15 protein-coding genes are annotated in these 15,221 nt (G+C 66.9%); 10 read left to right on the top strand and 5 right to left on the bottom strand.

All coding sequences use genetic code 11. The annotated features are described in order from the left end of the window. Nucleotides 1-172 precede the first annotated feature (172 nt). From galE to ACTZWT_RS19390, 4 genes are all read left to right on the top strand, one after another. Nucleotides 173-1,186 carry a UDP-glucose 4-epimerase GalE gene (gene galE, locus ACTZWT_RS19375; RefSeq protein ID WP_444771314.1) on the top strand — a complete coding sequence of 338 codons (1,014 nt, stop codon included), beginning with the start codon at nt 173-175 and terminating at the stop codon, nt 1,184-1,186. A gap of 118 nt (nt 1,187-1,304) precedes the next feature. Continuing rightward, nucleotides 1,305-3,107, top strand: a complete 1,803-nt coding sequence (locus tag ACTZWT_RS19380) for an ABC transporter ATP-binding protein (protein ID WP_444771315.1) — start codon at nt 1,305-1,307, stop codon at nt 3,105-3,107. Between the two features lie 72 nt (nt 3,108-3,179). Next, entirely contained in the window at nt 3,180-3,881 is a 702-nt protein-coding gene (locus ACTZWT_RS19385) for a fumarylacetoacetate hydrolase family protein (protein WP_444771316.1), read from the top strand. Between the two features lie 130 nt (nt 3,882-4,011). Then, entirely contained in the window at nt 4,012-4,149 is a 138-nt protein-coding gene (locus ACTZWT_RS19390; protein ID WP_444771317.1) for a hypothetical protein, read from the top strand. 68 nt (nt 4,150-4,217) lie between these two features. Here ACTZWT_RS19390 and ACTZWT_RS19395 read toward each other — a convergent pair whose 3' ends face one another. After that, nucleotides 4,218-5,081, bottom strand: a complete 864-nt coding sequence (locus ACTZWT_RS19395; RefSeq protein WP_444771318.1) for an NAD-dependent epimerase/dehydratase family protein — start codon at nt 5,079-5,081, stop codon at nt 4,218-4,220. Nucleotides 5,082-6,006: 925 nt separating this feature from the next. On the opposite strand from ACTZWT_RS19395, the gene ACTZWT_RS19400 reads away from it, so the two are divergent. The 6 genes from ACTZWT_RS19400 (at nt 6,007) to ACTZWT_RS19425 (ending at nt 8,949) form a co-directional block, all read left to right on the top strand. Further along, nucleotides 6,007-6,144 (top strand): hypothetical protein, encoded by a 138-nt coding sequence (locus ACTZWT_RS19400; protein WP_444771319.1) that lies wholly within the window; start codon nt 6,007-6,009, stop codon nt 6,142-6,144. Nucleotides 6,145-6,295: 151 nt separating this feature from the next. Next, complete coding sequence (locus ACTZWT_RS19405; RefSeq protein ID WP_444771320.1) at nt 6,296-6,541, top strand: FitA-like ribbon-helix-helix domain-containing protein; 246 nt, start codon at nt 6,296-6,298, stop codon at nt 6,539-6,541. Nucleotides 6,542-6,745: 204 nt separating this feature from the next. Then, the gene (locus tag ACTZWT_RS19410; RefSeq protein ID WP_444771321.1) at nt 6,746-7,003 is read left to right on the top strand and encodes a type II toxin-antitoxin system Phd/YefM family antitoxin; all 258 of its coding nucleotides are present in this window, start codon (nt 6,746-6,748) and stop codon (nt 7,001-7,003) included. A gap of 258 nt (nt 7,004-7,261) precedes the next feature. Further along, the gene (locus tag ACTZWT_RS19415) at nt 7,262-7,645 is read left to right on the top strand and encodes a COG4315 family predicted lipoprotein (protein ID WP_444771322.1); all 384 of its coding nucleotides are present in this window, start codon (nt 7,262-7,264) and stop codon (nt 7,643-7,645) included. 15 nt (nt 7,646-7,660) lie between these two features. Next, a complete protein-coding gene (locus ACTZWT_RS19420) occupies nt 7,661-8,170 on the top strand; it encodes an RNA polymerase sigma factor (protein WP_444771323.1) in 510 nt (169 codons plus the stop codon). Further along, nucleotides 8,167-8,949: an anti-sigma factor family protein gene (locus ACTZWT_RS19425; RefSeq protein ID WP_444771324.1), complete on the top strand. Its 783-nt coding sequence runs from the start codon at nt 8,167-8,169 to the stop codon at nt 8,947-8,949. Before ACTZWT_RS19420 ends, ACTZWT_RS19425 begins: the two co-directional genes overlap by 4 nt. Before the next feature lie 621 nt (nt 8,950-9,570). Here the strand turns inward: ACTZWT_RS19425 and ahcY are convergent. From ahcY to ACTZWT_RS19445, 4 genes are all read right to left on the bottom strand, one after another. Further along, on the bottom strand, nt 9,571-11,001 hold the full coding sequence (gene ahcY, locus ACTZWT_RS19430; protein WP_444771325.1) for an adenosylhomocysteinase: 1,431 nt from the start codon (nt 10,999-11,001) through the stop codon (nt 9,571-9,573). Nucleotides 11,002-11,252: 251 nt separating this feature from the next. Further along, complete coding sequence (gene metK, locus ACTZWT_RS19435; RefSeq protein ID WP_444771326.1) at nt 11,253-12,449, bottom strand: methionine adenosyltransferase; 1,197 nt, start codon at nt 12,447-12,449, stop codon at nt 11,253-11,255. A gap of 58 nt (nt 12,450-12,507) precedes the next feature. After that, a complete protein-coding gene (locus tag ACTZWT_RS19440; protein WP_444771327.1) occupies nt 12,508-13,860 on the bottom strand; it encodes a hypothetical protein in 1,353 nt (450 codons plus the stop codon). Nucleotides 13,861-14,032: 172 nt separating this feature from the next. Further along, nucleotides 14,033-15,142 carry a nucleotidyltransferase family protein gene (locus tag ACTZWT_RS19445; protein ID WP_444771328.1) on the bottom strand — a complete coding sequence of 370 codons (1,110 nt, stop codon included), beginning with the start codon at nt 15,140-15,142 and terminating at the stop codon, nt 14,033-14,035. Nucleotides 15,143-15,221: the final 79 nt, after the last annotated feature.

Below are 15,221 nucleotides of genomic sequence, written 5' to 3' on the forward strand. Positions count from 1 at the left end.
CACAACAACCGGCACTCGTTACAGTTCGGCAACCATATTGTCGATTCCCCCTGTGGAACGCTGGAAAACCGCGCGGTTTGGCTGCTTGGCTATACCGCAAGTCCATTGTTTGCCGAAAGACTGAGGCCGACCGCGCGGGCGCCGACCCGCAATTCACTCGGAGGAGCCCTCCATGACCGTGCTCGTGACCGGCGGCGCCGGATATATCGGAAGCCACACCGTGCTGGCGCTGGTCGAGGCCGGCGAGAGCGTGGTGGTGATCGACAATCTGAGCACCGGCTTTTCCAGCTTCGTCCCGGAAGGCGTGCCGCTGTTCATCGGCGATGCCGGCGACGAGAATCTCGTGGAAGGCGTGATCAGGACTCACGGCGTCGACGCCATCGTCCATTTCGCCGGCTCGGTGATCGTGTCGGATTCGATGCGCGATCCGCTCGCTTACTACCGCAACAACACCATGACCTCGCGCAATCTGCTGAGCGCGGCGGTGACGTGCGGCGTGACGAACTTCATCTTCTCGTCGACCGCGGCGGTCTACGGCAATCCCGACCGGACGCCGGTTCCGGAAGAAGCGCCGACGCGGCCGCTGTCGCCTTATGGCTGCTCCAAGCTGATGACCGAGATCATGCTGCACGACACAGCGGCGGCCAACGGCATGAACTACGTAGCGCTGCGCTACTTCAACGTCGCCGGCGCCGATCCGCAGGCCCGGATCGGACTCGCCACGCTCGGCGCGACGCATCTGTTGAAGATCGCGGTCGAGGCCGCGACCGGCCAGCGTCCGCAGATCGAGGTCTACGGCACCGACTATCCGACGCCCGACGGCAGCTGCATCCGCGATTTCATCCATGTCAGCGACCTCGCACAGGCGCATGGCGCGGCGCTCGATTATCTGCGCCGCGGCGGCGCGCCGGTGACGCTGAATTGCGGCTACGGCCGGGGCTATTCGGTGCTGGAAACCATCGACGCGGTGCGTCGCGTCGCGGGGCGCAACTTCGCGGTGGCCACCGCCGCCCGCAGGCCAGGCGACATCGTCGCGATGGTCGCCGACACGCGACGGATTCGCGCGACGCTGGACTGGACCCCGCGCTACGACGACCTCGAAACCATCGCGGCGCATGCGCTGGCGTGGGAGCGCAAGCTGCTCGCCCAGCGCCAAGGCTTTGATCGACAAGCGATTCCGGCTTAAGTCGGCCCCGGCTCTCCAGCTTTTGGCTTGAAAACCCGGTCCATCGGGGGCAAGGAGGCGTCAATACGCACGCCGATCCAACGCGCGCGACCTGTTCGACGCCGTTGATGGAACGCGGATGACCGATACCCCACGCAAGATAACCGACGATCCCTATGGCGCGGCGCAACTCGTCCGCCGCCTGGTGATGGAACAGGCGTCGGTGTATTGGCGGCGCTATCTGCTGGCCTTCGGCCTGATGGCGATCGCCGCCGCCGCGACCGCGCTGTCGGCCTATCTGCTCGGGCAGGTGATCAACCAGGCCTATGTCGATCGCAACCTTCAGGGCATCATGATCCTGTCGGTCGTGAGCCTCGCGATCTTCACCGTGAAGGGGGTCGCGACCTACGGCCAGTCGGTGATCCTGACCCAGATCAAGAACGCGATCCTCGCCAATAATCAGCGCCGGCTGTTCGGCAAGCTGATGCACGAGAACCTCGCCTTCTACTCGCAGCGACACTCCTCGGAATTTCTCGCGCGCCTCACCTCGGGCGCGAATTCGGTCACCGAAGTGCTCAACCTGCTGATCAACGCCGTCGGCCGCGATCTGTTGTCGCTGATCGCGCTGGTGATCGTGATGGTGTCGCAGGACCCGTTCATGGCGCTGTTCGGCCTGTTGATCGCGCCGCCGGCGGTGTTCGTGCTGCGCAAGCTGGTGCGCCGCGTGAAGGGGCTCGCTTATACGCAGTTCACCGGCAATGCCGAAATTCTCGAGACGATGCAGGAATCGCTGCAGGGCATCCGCACCGTGAAGGCGTTCTCGCTCGAACAGACGATGCGCGACCGCATCAATGCCAGCATCGAGGCCGTCCGCAAGAACGCCGACAAGATGGCGCGCGTCTCCAATCGCTCGAGCCCGCTGATGGAAACCCTCGGCGGCTTCGCGGTGGCGGCCTCGCTGATGTATGGCGGCTACCGCGTTGTCGCGACCGGGGCGACGCCGGGCCAGTTCTTTTCCTTCCTCACCGCCTTCCTGCTCGCCTACGAGCCGGCGAAGCGGCTGGCGCGGCTCAACATCGAACTCAACAGCGGCCTGGTCGGGGCGCGGATGCTGCTGGAGATCGTCGACAGCCCGCAGAGCGAGCCCGACGACGGCGACAAGCCGGCGCTGGCGCTGACCGAGGCGCGGGTCGAATTCGACCATGTCGGCTTCGCCTATCGGCCCGACGAGCCGGTGTTGAATGCCATGAGCTTCACGGCCGAGCCCGGCAAAATGACGGCCCTGGTCGGCCCCTCCGGCGGCGGCAAGTCGACCGTGCTGGCGCTGCTGCTGCGGCTGTATGAACCCGGCTCCGGCGACATCCGGATCGACGGCCAGTCGATCGCGGGCGTGTCGCGCCGCTCGCTGCGGCAGCAGACCGCCTATGTCGGGCAGGACGTCTATCTGTTCCGCGACACCGTCCGCGCCAACATCGCCTTCGGCAAGATCGGCGCCAGCGAGGACGAGATCGTCGCAGCGGCCAAGGCCGCGCATGCGCACGACTTCATCATGAGCTTCCCGCTCGGCTACGACACGCCGGTCGGCGAACACGGCGCGCAGCTCTCCGGCGGCCAGCGCCAGCGCATCGCGGTGGCGCGCGCGCTGCTGCGCGATGCGCCGGTCGTGCTGCTGGACGAAGCCACCGCGGCGCTCGACTCCGAATCCGAGAAGCTGGTGCAGGAAGCGATCGAACGGCTGTGCCTGAACCGCACCACCATCGTGATCGCGCACCGCCTGCATACGATCATGCACGCCGACGCCATCCTGGTGGTCGAGGGCGGCGCGATCGTCGAGCAGGGACGCCACGACGACCTGCTGCGCCGCAGCGGCCGCTACGCCTCGTTCTTCCGTTTGCAGCAGCGCCACGCCGCGCCGCTGGCCCCGGTCGACGCCGCCGTCTAGACTTGCCTTCCCGACATCGCATGTACTCCGCGCCCCGCCTGATCCGCCATTCCGAGCCTTCGAAAGTCCGCCATGAGCCCTGCTGACTACGTGATCGCACCGCTCCCGCAAGCCGCGCTCGCCGTGCAGGGCGACGGCAGGATGTTTCCGGTGCGCCGGATCTGGTGCGTGGGGCGCAACTATCTCGAGCACATCCGCGAGCTCGGCAATGACGAGCGCAACCCGCCCTTCTTCTTCGCCAAGCACGCCGACATGGTCGTGCCCGACGGGGCCACGATCCCCTACCCGACGCTGACGAAGGACATGCAGCACGAGGTCGAACTCGTCGTCGCGCTGAAGAGCGGCGGCCTGAACATTGCGGCCGACCAGGCGCTCGATCACGTGTTCGGCTATGGCGTCGGCATCGATCTGACGCGGCGGGATCTGCAGACGATCTCGCGCAAGAAGGAGCAGCCCTGGGAGATCGGCAAGTCGTTCGATCATTCCGCGCCCTGCGGGCCGCTGCGCCCCGCCTCCGAGATCGGGCATCCGGCGAAGGGCCGGATCTGGCTGTCGGTCAACGGCGCCGAGCGGCAGAGCGGCGACCTGTCCGAGATGATCTGGAACGTCGCCGAGATCATCGCCAAGCTGTCGCTGCAGGTCGAGCTCGGCGCCGGCGACGTCATCATGACCGGCACACCGGCCGGCGTCGCGGCGCTCGTTCCGGGCGACAAGGTCACCTGCGGCGTCGACGGCGTCGGCACGCTGGGCATCACGATCGGCGAGCCGGCCTGACGTCGCCGGCGCGCGCCGCGACTCTGGAATTGCTCGACAATGGTCTGAATCGACCATCGTCAGGGTGGCGTTAGCAAATCGTTAAGTATAATCGCAGACCATCAATCGGGGGCTGGTCAGGAGCCAAACCATGGTCTCGGACATCCGACGCTACATCGTCGTATCGGTCGCGCTGGTGCTGTTTCTGGCTGCGGCGCAGGCCTCCGCGGGCCTGTCGTGGCGCAACAGCGAGCCGGCCACGGTCGGCGTCGTCGGACTGGTCCGCTAACCGGCATCCGCCCGCGAGGACGATCGGGACACCGTGCCGATTTCCTGCCATTCGCGATCGCTGCATCATCATCGAAACTCCGGATAGAAGCTGCGCGGCTGAAAACCGATCTCGGCGCGCGCGCGCGCGCCGTCGAAGGTCATGTCCTTCGCCATCCGCACCGCCATCGTCGCCGACAGGCCGGGTAGCACGCGCACCGCGACCGGCAGCGCCAGACGCCACGCCCAGTCCGGCACCGGCACGATCATCCGCGGCATGCCCAGGCCGTCGAAAATCCGTCCGACCATCTCGCGATAGCTCAGCGTCTCGCCGCCCGGCAGGTCGTAGGTCCGGCCGGCGCTCGCCGGGGTCGCCGATGCCGCCACCGCCGCCGCGGCGAGATCGTCGGCGTGGACCGGCTGACGCAGCCCCTCGCCGCCGCCCATCAGCGGGAAAAACCGAAAACGGCGGACCAGCGCGGCGATCCGGCTGACATTGCCGTCGCGGCCCTCGAGATAGATCAGCGTCGGCCGCAGCACCGTCCAGGCGACATTGTGCGCATCGCAGGCCGCGATCAGCCGCGCCTCGTCGGCGCCCCAGCGCCGGATCGCCGCGCGCTCCTCGGGGTCGGGCGAATCCCATTTGGTCGCGATGCTGGTCGAGGTGAAGACGACGAGCCGGTTCATGCCGGCGGCGGCGAGCTGCGGCACGGCGTCGGCGACGAGCCCGGCCGGCGCGGTCGCGAACACGGCGCCGAGCGCCGGCAGCGCCGCCTCGCCGACCCGCGTCAGATCGGCGGCGAGCCAGTCGACGCCGGCCTGCGCGGCCTGCGGCGCCCGCGAGACGCCGACCGGCCGCGCGCCATCGGCGGCGAGCCGGCGCAGGATCGCCCCGCCGACCATGCCGGTGGCGCCGATCACCAGCGGGCGCGGCACGGGGGGCGGTGGATTCATCGCGTCGCCTCCGGCGACCGGTGGATCGAAACACGCGCGTCGCAGCAAATCATCATGGCCGACGATTCAGTCCTCACCGTCAAATGTCAAACCTCCCGCCGATCGCAGCCGCGCGTCAAACAGCCATGCTTTCGCGATCCCGCGGCGCGAATGCGCCCGGGCTTTGCCAGGAACGTTCCGCCCTCCAACGAGAGGGCGCGCGGAACGCCGGGTGCCCGATGCACCCGCGGCCTCGTGTGCAAAAATAGAAAGCACACGAGTTAGAAACCACGGTCACACCGGAAACATCCGGCGTTCCGCGCGCAGTGGTTTCTACGGCTTGCTCCGCGAACGGGGCCATCGATCTCGGGCCTGCCCGAGATCGATCCTTCGATGCGCAAGTCGGCTAAAGCCGACTTGCGGCGGCTAGACCCTAACGTAGGGCCGCCGTTGTGGAGGACTGACGAACCCCGGAGCCATCCCCGCCAAGGGATGGACGTGGCCCTGCCTCCTGGCGCGAGGCCTCGCGCCGGGACCTCGCGGTTTGGACCGCATCGTCGCGGTGTGGTCGTCAGCGAGGTTCAGCACGCGTCGTTACCTTCGCGCCATCCTCTCGCATCGAACACCGCGGCGTCGCCACCGCCACCCGCCCCACGATCGTGACGATCGCGAACGCCCCTCTCATCGGGGCGGGATACAAGGATAATAATCCTACATTGACGGATTTGTCAAGCGGCATCTGCGGGCTCTCGGCCTTCGCGCCGCGCCGGCGCGGTCTTGCGGCGCAGCGCATCCCGCAACGGCGAACCGGAGGAAATGCGTGGATAGTCGGGAGCGATCGGCGCACGGTGCGCCGGTCGACGCCGACCCGCGCGTGAGTCGCCGCGCGCGGCGCCGACCATGCCGGAATCAGCACCACATCACTTGCAACGAACAGGAGATCGAGATGGCCAAAGGCGAGCAGAAGAGCAACCGCGAGACCAAGAAACCCAAGAAGGAGAAGGTCAAGACCACTGCCGCGGCGCCGAGCCAGAAGACCGGCGGCTGGCAGCCGCCGCAGGGCGGGACCGGGAAGAAGAAATAACCGGCGGAGACGCAGCGCGTCGCGATGAACGCCCCGCGTTCGTCGCTCCGCCTGCTTCGGCGTGGCGGAGGCCGTCGATGCCGATCCCTGCCCCGCTTGCGGCCTGCCGCGTCAATGACGAATTTCAAGTCATGGACTGATGGAGACCGGCATGGCGGTGATGACGATCCGGGACGTCGACGATGCCACTGAGCAGCGGCTTCGCGTGCGCGCCGCGGTCAACGGGCGCTCGATCGAGGACGAGGCACGGGAGACCCTGCGCGCGGCGCTGCCGACCGACGAGCCTCGCCCGCGCAATCTCGCGCAAGCCATCCATGAGCGGTTCGCGGCGCTCGGCGGGGTCGACCTCCCCGACACGCCGCGCGAGGCGATCCTTCATGATGGCATGGATCGCTGAGCGACCGATCGCCGGCTTTTTCACGACGAGTTTGACGCCGGCGGAGTTTGTAGGGTGGGCAAAGCGCAGCGTGCCCACCATCGCCGCTCCCCGCGCCGCGCGTGGGCACGGCGCGAGGGCGCCTTTGCCCACCCAACGCTTGCTGATCACGATTGGCCGGCCCCCTTCCCCAGCCGGAATTTTCAGCCAGAAAGATCCATCGCGATGGCCGAGCGCAGTTGGTCGGTGCAGGATGCCAAGAACCGCTTCAGCGAGGTGGTCGAGGCGGCGCGGCGCAGTCCGCAAATCGTGATCAAGCGCGGTCAGCCCGTCGTCGTGGTGATGGACGTCGCCGAGTACAAACGGCTACGGCAACTCGACCGCGCCACCGCGCCGTCCTTCGCCGACATGCTGCTGGCGATGCCGCAGGACGATGACGAATTTTCGCGCGGCGACGTGCGGATGCGCGATCTCCAGCTCTGAAGCTCGCTGTAGCCCGGATGAGCGCAGCGCAATCCGGGAAGGCGAGCGATCCGATCAAGAGTCCCGGGTGTCGCTTTCGCTCACCCGGGCTACACTTGCTTCTTGGAGAATGACATCGTGATCGGGTCCAACCGTGAGCGCCAGGTCGGCCGTTTCGCTCCGCCCTCCGCAGCCTCACAGACTCGTGACCTCTCTTCCGGGAATATCCGCTCTGCCGCGACGTCTCTGAAAGGGATCCACCCACCTGAAGGAGAACACATGATCCGCTCGTTCACGCTCGCAACCGCCCTCGTACTCGCCGCCACCGCGGCGTTCGCGCAGGCCGCAGCGCCCGCTCGCATCGCCGACACCGCCAAGGGCAAGGCGCTGGTCGACGCCAAGGGTATGACACTCTACACGTTCGACAAGGACGCCGGCGGCAAGTCGGCCTGCAACGGCCCGTGCGCGACCAACTGGCCGCCGCTGACCGCCGCGGCGAGCGCGCAAGCCTCCGGCGACTGGACCATCGTCGCCCGTGACGACGGCGCCAAGCAGTGGGCCTACAAGGGCAAGCCGCTGTATGCCTGGACCAAGGACACCAAGCCGGGCGACACCACCGGCGACGGCTTCCTCAACGGCGCCTGGCACATCGCCAAGCCCTGATTCGACGAGATCGCCTTGGACGAGATCGCCGCCGAGATCGAGCCGCTGATTCCGAGCCTGCGCCGCTACGCGCGGGCGCTGCTGCGCGATCGCGACGCCGCGGATGATCTCGTCCAGAGCACGCTGGAGCGGGCGCTGACGCGCTGGCGGCTGCGCCGGCCGGGCGGTGACTTACGCGCCTGGCTGTTCACGATCGAACGCAATCTCTATCTCGACCAGCGACGCCGCGCGGTCCGGCGCGGCGGCACGGTCGACCTCGATTCGCGCGTCGTCCTCGCCGACGGCGCGGCCGGACCGGAGCGCGCCCTGATCGCCCGCGACGCGCTGGCGCGCCTCGACGATCTGCCGGAAGACCAGCGCTCGCTGCTGCTGCTGATCGGCGTCGAGGAACTGAGCTACGAGCAGGCCGCGCGGATGTTCGACGTGCCGGTCGGCACCATCATGTCGCGGCTCAGCCGCGCCCGCGAGGCGCTGCGCACCAGCCTCGAGACCGGCCGCGCCACAGTGTTGAGGAGAGTGAAATGACCGCCCGTCGCCCTCTCAGCGAGGACGAGCTCCAGGCCTATGTGGACGGCCGGCTCGACGCCGCGCGCCGCGCCGAGATCGAGGCCTATCTGGACTCCGACGCCGAGGCCGCCCATCGCATCGCCGGCCAGATCGCCGACCGCGACGATCTGCGCGCCCGGCTTGCGGCGGTCGGCGCCGAGCCGATCCCGGCGCGGCTGCGGATCACGCATCTGCGGGCGGCGCGCCGCGCCTGGTTCGGCCAGCGGCTCGGCGCAATGGCGGCGGCGCTGGCGCTGCTGTTCATCGGCGGCGCCGGTGGCTGGCTCGCCTCCGAGCGCTGGCACGGCGCGCCGGCCGTCGTCGCCAACGTGCCGGTCGCCGACGCCGCGATCGCGGCGTGGCGGACTTACGCGGTCGAGGTCGCGCACCCGGTCGAGGTCGCGGCCGACCAGGAGACGCATCTGGTGCAATGGCTGTCGCGCCGGCTCGGCCGCCGCCTGACCGCGCCGAAGCTCGACGCGCTCGGGCTGAAACTGATCGGCGGCCGGCTGCTGCCGGCGGCGGACAGCCCGGCGGCGCAGTTCATGTACGAGGACGCGGAGGGCCGCCGCGTCACCATCTATGTACGTCCGGGCGGAGACGCCGAGCCGAGCGCGTTCCGCTTCGAACGCGCCGGCAGCCTGTCGGCATTCTCCTGGATCGACGCCAAACTGTCCTACGCCGTGGTCGCCCAGACCGACCGCGACCACCTGCTGGGCGTCGCCCGCGCGATCTACGAGCAATACGAGGCGCTGTAGCGCGGGGCGCAAGATCGTCAGCAGCGATCTGCCCGCGGGACCCGCATGGAGCGCAGCCGGGTCTTCCGATTTCGACGATGCATCTCCCGGATTTCACTCGACGCAGGCTCCGGGCTCCTCCATCCGAGCTGCGGGCTGAACGTTTGGCCAACGCGGCGCGAGCCCCCGGATGCTGCGCAACTCGCCGCGCTTGCGGCGTGGTGCGCTGCTGATCCGGGGTCCCGCTTCGACGACGCTGAACCGCTCTGGCCGGCAGCGTAGCGGGGTCCCGGATCTGCGGAGCAGCAAGGAGCCTGCACTCGGGCCGCGGAGCGCGGACCCGGGTGTGCTGCGCCGTGTCCGGGACACGGGGCTCAGACGCCCGCCAGCAAAAAGCCCCGGATCGCTCCGGGGCTTTTTCGTTGTCCGATGGATGGCAGAGCCTAGTCTAGACCGTCATTGCCGGGCTTGACCCGGCAATCCATCTTCTTCGCAAGAGAGTCTTTCGAAGACGCGCTTCGCGCGGGATGGATGGCCGCGCCTTCGCCCGGCCATGACGCTGTGCGAGGACGATGGCGGCGGCGCCAGGTGAGTGGCGCCGGCGAAGACGGCCGCGCGCGCAGCGCCCGCCGCCCTCCCGCATCAATACCGGTAGTGATCCGCCTTGAACGGCCCCTCGACCTTGACGCCGATGTAGTCGGCCTGGTCCTTGCGCAGTTCGGTGAGCTTGACGCCGATCTTGGCGAGGTGCAGGCGGGCGACCTTCTCATCCAGCGACTTCGGCAGGACGTAGACTTCCTTCTTGTACTTGCCGTCCTTGTTGTTGGCGAACAGTTCGATCTGCGCCAGCGTCTGGTTAGTGAACGAGGCCGACATCACGAAGGACGGATGGCCGGTGGCGTTGCCGAGGTTCACGAGGCGGCCTTCGGACAACAGGATCATGCGCTTGCCGTCCGGGAAGGTGATCTCGTCGACCTGCGGCTTGATGTTGTCCCACTTCATGTTCTTGAGATGCGCGATCTGGATCTCGTTGTCGAAATGGCCGATGTTGCAGACGATGGCGCGATCCTTCATCGCACGCATGTGCTCGATGGTGATGATGTCCTTGTTGCCGGTGGCGGTGACGAAGATGTCGGCGATCGGCGCCGCGTCTTCCATGGTCACGACCTGATAGCCTTCCATCGCCGCCTGCAACGCGCAGATCGGATCGACTTCCGACACCATGACGCGGGCGCCGGCCTGGCGCAGTGACGCCGCCGAGCCCTTGCCGACGTCGCCGAAGCCCGCGACCATCGCCACCTTGCCGGACATCATCACGTCGGTGCCGCGGCGGATGCCGTCGACCAGCGATTCACGGCAGCCATAGAGGTTGTCGAATTTCGACTTGGTGACCGAGTCGTTGACGTTGATGGCGGGCCACAGCAGCGTGCCGGCCTTCTGCATGTCGTAGAGGCGGTGCACGCCCGTCGTGGTCTCTTCGGAGACGCCCCGGATGTTTTTGGCGATCTCGGCGAAGTAGCCCTTCGGCTTCTCCTTGAGCTGCTTCTTCAAGAGCGCGAAGAAGATCACTTCCTCGTCGGAGCCGGGCTTGTCGAGGAAGGCGGTGTCGCCGTTCTCGGCGCGCAGTCCGAGATGGACGTACATGGTGGCGTCGCCGCCGTCATCGAGGATCATGTTCGGGGTGCCGCCGCCGTGCCAGTCGAACATCCGGGCGGTGTAGTCCCAGTAGTCTTCCAGGCTCTCGCCCTTGATGGCGAACACCGGGATGCCGGCGACGGCGATCGCCGCGGCGGCGTGGTCCTGGGTGGAATAGATGTTGCACGACACCCAGCGCACGTCGGCGCCGAGCGCGACCAGCGTCTCGATCAGCACCGCGGTCTGGATCGTCATGTGCAGCGAGCCGGCGATCCGCGCGCCCTTCAGGGGCTGCTTCGGGCCGTATTCCTCGCGCGTCGCCATCAGGCCGGGCATTTCGGTCTCGGCCAGCGAGATCTCCTTGCGGCCGAAGTCGGCGAGGCCGATGTCCTTGACGATGTAATCGGTGAACGTCGTCTTCGTGGCGGTGGCGGTCATGTGTTTGTTTTCCTGAAACGGAGTAATCCGGGCACTTCAATACGAAACGAAATCGGGCGTTTTATGACAGCGCCTCTTCTCCCTCGCCCCGTACTTGCGGGGAGAGGGCCGGGGTGAGGGGCGGCGGCGAGGCCCGGCCTCCAAGACTTGGCCTTGATGAGAGGCCCCCTCACCCGACCGGCTTCGCTGCGCTACGCCGGTCGACCTCTCCCCGCGCGCGGGGAGAGGTTATGCGCTCGTGTCGGGCGTTCTTAAACCGCGCTCTTCAGCGCGTCGGCGAGGTCGGTCTTCTCCCAGGAGAAGCCACCGTCGGCGTCCGGGGTGCGGCCGAAATGGCCGTAGGACGAGGTCCGGGCGTAGATCGGCTTGTTGAGGTCGAGATGCTTGCGGATGCCGCGCGGGGTCAGGTCCATCGCCTCGGCGACGGCCTTCTCGAGCTTGTCTTCCGAAACCTTCCCGGTGCCGTGGGTGTCGATGTAGATCGACAGCGGCCGCGCCACGCCGATGGCGTAAGCGAGCTGCAGGGTGCAGCGGTCGGCGAGGCCGGCGGCCACGATGTTCTTGGCGAGGTAGCGCGACGCATAGGCGGCCGAGCGGTCGACCTTGGTCGGGTCCTTGCCGGAGAACGCGCCGCCGCCATGCGGGGCCGCGCCACCATAGGTGTCGACGATGATCTTGCGGCCGGTCAGGCCGGTGTCGCCGTCCGGGCCGCCGATGTAGAACTTGCCGGTCGGGTTGATGTGCCAGATCGTCTTGTCGGAGATCCAGTCGGCGGGCAACGCCTGGCGGACATAGGGCTCGACCCGCTCGCGGACCTGCTCGGAGGTCATGTCCTCGACCAGATGCTGGTGCGACACCACGATTTCGCGGACGCCGACCGGCTTGCCGTTCTCGTACTGGATGGTGACCTGGCTCTTGGAATCCGGGCCCAGCACCTTCTCTTTGCCGGAGTGGCGGGCTTCCGAGATCAGCCGCAGGATCTTGTGGGCGTAGAAGATCGGCGCCGGCATCAGATCCGCGGTCTCGTTGGTGGCGTAGCCGAACATGATGCCCTGGTCGCCGGCGCCCTCTTCCTTGTTGGTGCCGGGCTGCAGCGCGTCGACGCCCTGGGCGATGTCCGCCGATTGCGGATGCAGCAGGATCTCGATGTCGCAGGTGTCCCAGTGGAAACCTTCCTGCTCGTAGCCGATGTCCTTGATGGCGGCGCGGACGACGCTTTCGATCTGGTCGTTGGTGACCGAGGCCGGGCCGCGGGTCTCGCCGGCGATCACCACCTTGTTGGTGGTTGCCAGCGTTTCGCACGCGGCGCGGATCGCCCACGGATCGATGCCGGCTTTCGGCCCCTCGCGGAAGAACAGATCGACGACCTCGTCGGAAATCCGGTCGCAGACCTTGTCCGGATGACCTTCCGACACCGACTCACTCGTGAACATATAAGACGCGCGCATCACCAACCCCTTATCCGCCGGACCCCAGCGGCGCTTTCGTGAATGATATCCTGAAGTGTCAGTCGCGACGGCGCGAGATGACGTAGGATTCGTCGTAGAACCAGAGCCCGCTGTGCTTGCGCAGAACCTCTCTGGTGGCATCGAGATATTGGCCGCCCTGGGTCATTTCCGTCAGTCGATCGTCCTCGATCTGGGCGACATACACCGCCGCATTCCAGGCCGCAAAGGCAGTCGAATTGCCGATCGGCCCGGTGACCTCGTTTGGCAGCGCTTCCATATCATAACGAAAGATCGACCGGCTATCCGCATAAGCGTTAAAATTGAGATCTCTACCGGCCGAGCCCAGTTCGTATTTGACCGCGCGCAACAACTCGTGCCGGCTGACCGAAAAAGGGCTTTCTTCGGGCCAGACCGACTGGACGATTTCCAGCCCCGGATCGTGGCCGTGGGAGTGGATCCCGATCAGCCGCCCGCCCGCCCGCAGCGCCCGCGCCAGCGGCGCAATGATGCGTTTGGCGCGAAAATTCACGCTGGATTTGGCCCGATAGGGCTGCGAGGCGATGATCAGGTCGAAATTCGCCTCGGTCCGCCCCGCCCGCGGGATCACCGAATCGAGCAGGAACCGGTGATCCTCGCGGTAGAGGACGATCGCCGCCGGCCGCTCGTAGACCGGCATGCCGGTGCGCGGGCTGACATTGGCGCGCCAGTTTTCCTGCAGAAACGGCGCCAGTTCCGCGATCTGCGCCTCGAATTCGCCGGACGAGGCGCCGCGCAGCGCCACCTCGTGCCAGATCATCCCGGCCGCCGCCGCGGGCGAGGCCGGCGTCAGCCATGGCGCTTCGGCGTAATACATATTGGTGAGAACGAAAACGGTCGCCGGATGCTCGAACAGCCGGTCCGGAACCTTGTCGAGCGTCAGCCGGACGTCCTCGACGCTGAGTTCCTTGCCGGCGACGTAGAATGGCATGTGCGGGAACCGGTGATGCATCGACCGCATCACCCGGGCCAGCACGGTGCCGTCGCCGCAGCCGGCGTCGAACACCCGCAGCGCCGGCGGCCGCGGATGGATGCTGCCCAGTTCCAGCGCGACCCGGTCGGCGACCACGCGCTTTTCGCTGCAGGTGTGGACGAACAGCAGGTATTTCTGCCGATTCTCGAAAAACCGGAAATTGCTGCGCGGGTCGCGCCGCTCCGGCGGCACCACCAGCCCGCGCGGCGGCGGCGCGGTGCCCAGCCCCGCCGCAACGAAGGCCTCGATCCGCTCCAGCGTATCCACGGTGATGCGCTTGCCCTCGCGCAGCCGCTGCACCAGCTTGCCGTCATTGACAGCGCGCCGGCCGAACGTGGTCTCGGCCATGCCCGCCTGGCGGCAATAGTCGGAAATCCGGCCGAGGAGCTGGTCGTTCTTCATGATCCGGCGGTGGGCAGAGCGGGTTCAAGACGGAGACCCACCATGCCCTGCCCACCGGTGGAATACAATGTCCGGACGGCTCGCGGAACCATCCGCTCAACCGGATTAGTCTGCCGGAAGGATCGTCGCGATACCGACCGGCCGACCGCCTTCGATGGGACAAGCCATCCGATCAATCATCGAATCCGTAGCCCCCTGGTTCTCCGCCGTTGTTCTTGATGCCCTTACCGATTTCGGCCCCGAGCAGGCTGCGGAACTGATCGTCGTAGGTCGTCAGGCTGGTGCGGATCGCGGCGACCCAATGATCACCGCGGTCCCAGGCCTCCATGTAGGCGGCGGCCAGATCGTCTTGCTGCCGGTTGGCGATCATCGCCTCCATGATGGATTTGGCCTGAAGGCGATCCTTGGCTGCCTTGCTCGCGTTGTCCCGATCCTCCCTTCGGCGGGATCCGACGATGAGCTTGTGCACCGCATAGCGTTCGGGGGACGGAACGAGAACCGGCACGCCGGCTCTGTGCAGCAGCACGGCCCGAACCGGGTGTCGGATCAGAAAATCGAGAAAGCGCAGCGGGAATGCCGCGGCACCGCCCAATGCCGGCATTTGGACCGGCTTGCCCGCGATATCGTCCGGACCGCGGTTCGGCGTCAGGAATTCGACCTTGAAGTTGTTGCGCGACACGAACTGCGTGGAGACACGCGCGTCCGTCTGGCTGGGGATTTCGCGGAAGGTTTCGTCGACGCGGTGAAGAACCTCCAGAATCGGCGGAAGGCTGTCGCCGACCGCCACCGAGATCTCGTGGAATTGGGCGAAGTCGTCGTCGCCCGTCTGCATTGCGGTCGCGTCGAGGCGACGGCCGAGCACGCCGGGATAGCATTGGTACGCGACGGTCCCGATGAGGACCCCTCGGAGACGGAAGAAGCCGGCCTTCGCCAATTCTTCGACCACCTGGCCGCTCATCATCAGCGGCCGTGGCAAATAGGCTTCGCGCGTCAGCGTGGCGACGAGGCGCCGGCGCCCCTTCAGGTCCGCCTTGAGATCCTTGAACGCCTCGACGCGCCTGGTGATGTCCGGATCGTCGACGGGACCGACATATCGCCGTTTCTGTGCGCCCCCTTCGGGATTGGGCGTATCGAAGTACCAGTATTTTCTCTTCTTCACCTCGACGGCGACGAAGCGTCCGTCGGCAGCAAACTCGGAGGTGAAGCTGGCGTCCAGGCAGCGCTGGACCAGCTCAGAGTAGAGCGTCTGGTATGAGATATCGAGCGCCGCGGATGCCGCCATGGAACCTCGTTATACTATTTTCGCGAAAATAGTATATGAAGAATGGAACTCTCGCGAAAGGCGTGGTTATACTAAATCC

This window comes from Rhodopseudomonas sp. NSM (assembly GCF_052445935.1).
Lineage (GTDB): Bacteria > Pseudomonadota > Alphaproteobacteria > Rhizobiales > Xanthobacteraceae > Rhodopseudomonas.

What these genes read in the sequence shown, in the direction of transcription:
- galE (WP_444771314.1), top strand. Translation starts at nt 173, where the DNA reads ATGACCGTGCTCGTGACCGGCGGCGCCGGATATATCGGAAGCCACACC.
- ACTZWT_RS19380 (WP_444771315.1), top strand. Translation starts at nt 1,305, where the DNA reads ATGACCGATACCCCACGCAAGATAACCGACGATCCCTATGGCGCGGCG.
- ACTZWT_RS19385 (WP_444771316.1), top strand. Translation starts at nt 3,180, where the DNA reads ATGAGCCCTGCTGACTACGTGATCGCACCGCTCCCGCAAGCCGCGCTC.
- ACTZWT_RS19390 (WP_444771317.1), top strand. Translation starts at nt 4,012, where the DNA reads ATGGTCTCGGACATCCGACGCTACATCGTCGTATCGGTCGCGCTGGTG.
- ACTZWT_RS19395 (WP_444771318.1), bottom strand. Translation starts at nt 5,081, where the DNA reads ATGAATCCACCGCCCCCCGTGCCGCGCCCGCTGGTGATCGGCGCCACC.
- ACTZWT_RS19400 (WP_444771319.1), top strand. Translation starts at nt 6,007, where the DNA reads ATGGCCAAAGGCGAGCAGAAGAGCAACCGCGAGACCAAGAAACCCAAG.
- ACTZWT_RS19405 (WP_444771320.1), top strand. Translation starts at nt 6,296, where the DNA reads ATGGCGGTGATGACGATCCGGGACGTCGACGATGCCACTGAGCAGCGG.
- ACTZWT_RS19410 (WP_444771321.1), top strand. Translation starts at nt 6,746, where the DNA reads ATGGCCGAGCGCAGTTGGTCGGTGCAGGATGCCAAGAACCGCTTCAGC.
- ACTZWT_RS19415 (WP_444771322.1), top strand. Translation starts at nt 7,262, where the DNA reads ATGATCCGCTCGTTCACGCTCGCAACCGCCCTCGTACTCGCCGCCACC.
- ACTZWT_RS19425 (WP_444771324.1), top strand. Translation starts at nt 8,167, where the DNA reads ATGACCGCCCGTCGCCCTCTCAGCGAGGACGAGCTCCAGGCCTATGTG.
- ahcY (WP_444771325.1), bottom strand. Translation starts at nt 11,001, where the DNA reads ATGACCGCCACCGCCACGAAGACGACGTTCACCGATTACATCGTCAAG.
- metK (WP_444771326.1), bottom strand. Translation starts at nt 12,449, where the DNA reads ATGCGCGCGTCTTATATGTTCACGAGTGAGTCGGTGTCGGAAGGTCAT.
- ACTZWT_RS19440 (WP_444771327.1), bottom strand. Translation starts at nt 13,860, where the DNA reads ATGAAGAACGACCAGCTCCTCGGCCGGATTTCCGACTATTGCCGCCAG.
- ACTZWT_RS19445 (WP_444771328.1), bottom strand. Translation starts at nt 15,142, where the DNA reads ATGGCGGCATCCGCGGCGCTCGATATCTCATACCAGACGCTCTACTCT.